Below are 1,310 nucleotides of genomic sequence, written 5' to 3'. Positions count from 1 at the left end.
TGACAAGCACCAAGTCACTGAGGAGCCGTGTGAAGAGAAATTTTCACGCACGGTTTTGGAGAGCGGCGGCTCTCGTGAGAGGGTCGCCGACTTTAATCGTTCGGCACATGATGCTCATAAGTACATCTTCGACAACCTTAACTCCCATGCCAAAGGAATAGAAAAGCGAGTTATAGAACTCGATATCGAAAAATGCTTCGACCGGATTAACCACTCAACAATAATGGATGAACTCATCGCCCCCAAAGGGTTAAAGCTCGGTATCTTCCGATGCCTGAAAGCAGGAGTGAACCCAGAATTCCCCAAACAGGGTACACCACAAGGGGGAGTAGTTAGCCCACTCTTAGCTAATATCGCGCTCAACGGGATAGAAAGTATTCACAGATACAAAGCCAATGGGCGAACCAACGAACCATCAATCCGCTATGCGGACGACATGGTAATAATACTCCGCCCCGAAGATAACGCGACAGAAATACTTGAAAAAATTAGCCGATTTTTAGCAGAGCGAGGAATGAAGGTAAGCGAAAAAAAGACCAAGATAACCGCCACGACAGATGGCTTTGATTTCCTAGGCTGGAACATTAGGGTTCAGAATAACGGCAAGTTTAAATGCACTCCATCAGTGGGTAATTTTAAAGCTTTCCGTGAGAAAGTAAAAGGCATTGTCAATAACTCGAATTATGGCGCTAAGGTCAAGGCTGAAAAATTAGCTCCCTTAGTTAGAGGCTGGAGGAATTACCATCGTTTTTGCAAGATGGACGGGTCAAGGTTTTCCCTGTTCCATATCGAAACAAGAGCATATAAGGTATTCAACAAGGAATCCAAACAAAACCGCTACTCTAGCAAGAAATTACTAGATAAAGCGTTCCCATCGGTACCTTCCTCCGAAAATAAGCACATCAAAGTCAAGGGTGAGAAATCCCCTTACGATGGCGACTTCACCTACTGGAGTAAGCGTAACAGCAAGCTCTATGACGGGGAAACCTCTAAAGCTCTTACAAGGCAAAACCATAAATGTGCATCCTGTGGGCTGAATTTCACAAGTGAGGAGCGGATAAACCTGCACCATATCGACGGAAATCATGCCAATCGGAAAAAAGCGAATCTTGAAGCAATTCACGAGAGTTGCCATGATTATCTACACATGAGCAAAGGCGTAAGCCAAGAACATCGGGAGCCGGATGCGGTGAAAATCGCACGTCCGGTTCGTGCGGTTCGTTGATTGAAACCAAAGTCTCATAAAACTTAGGAGGAAAATCGTCTCTACACCGCCTTGAGTGCAAACTCAGAAATATAGTAGAGATAAC

1 protein-coding gene is annotated in these 1,310 nt (G+C 45.0%); it reads left to right on the top strand.

What is annotated here, in order from left to right; translation table 11 throughout:
* Nucleotides 1–1,225, top strand: a 1,225-nt coding sequence (locus JGK14_RS00105) for a group II intron reverse transcriptase (RefSeq protein WP_293233857.1), incomplete at its 5' end; no start/stop codon positions are given.
* Nucleotides 1,226–1,310: the final 85 nt, after the last annotated feature.

The organism is Microcoleus sp. PH2017_28_MFU_U_A, from assembly GCF_020738035.1.
GTDB lineage: Bacteria > Cyanobacteriota > Cyanobacteriia > Cyanobacteriales > Microcoleaceae > Microcoleus.
Note: the sequence above shows the minus strand (reverse complement) of the source record. Positions and strands in the feature narration are given on the sequence as shown.